This is a genomic window from Erysipelatoclostridium sp. AM42-17, assembly GCF_003480255.1.
Taxonomy (GTDB): domain Bacteria; phylum Bacillota_I; class Bacilli_A; order Erysipelotrichales; family Coprobacillaceae; genus Faecalibacillus.
In genome coordinates, this window is the sequence record NZ_QUIN01000020.1 from 46,405 (window position 1) to 46,857 (window position 453).

Annotated in this window: 1 protein-coding gene; it reads left to right on the forward strand. The window is 30.9% G+C overall.

Annotated elements, in window-relative coordinates; genetic code table 11:
* A partial coding sequence (locus tag DW911_RS11015; RefSeq protein WP_199669467.1) for an LPXTG cell wall anchor domain-containing protein occupies positions 1–325 on the forward strand: 325 nt, incomplete at its 5' end.
* Between the last annotated feature and the right edge of the window lie 128 nt (positions 326–453).

Here is a 453-nt window from a genome sequence, read left to right on the forward strand (position 1 = left end):
ATATTCATATAAAGTTGTTGTTTTAGGAGATGAAATTTATACAACATCAAAAGAAAGTGAAGCTGTAGAAGCTACAGTAAGTAAAGATGATTCTAAAGGTGATGAACAAAAACCAGATGAATCAAAACCTAATGGATCAAATTCAGGGAAAACAGATTCACAAGGAAAAGAAACAATGGTTGCTGGAAAAGAATCTCAAGATTCTAAAAAACAAACAAGTACAAATACAGGCGATCAAACAAGCTTTGCTTCTTTATTAACACTTGGTTTATCATCAGTGATGATTGCTGCAAGTCTGTTAAGAAGAAAAAAGAAAACTAAATAATATAGTTTAAAACAAAGAAGCGACGGCTTTATGAAATAACATGATATTTTTGAAATAGAGCTAATGAGAAACCACGAGGCAAATCTCAAATGAGACACCTCATGGTTTTATATTGTCTAAAAATCTAC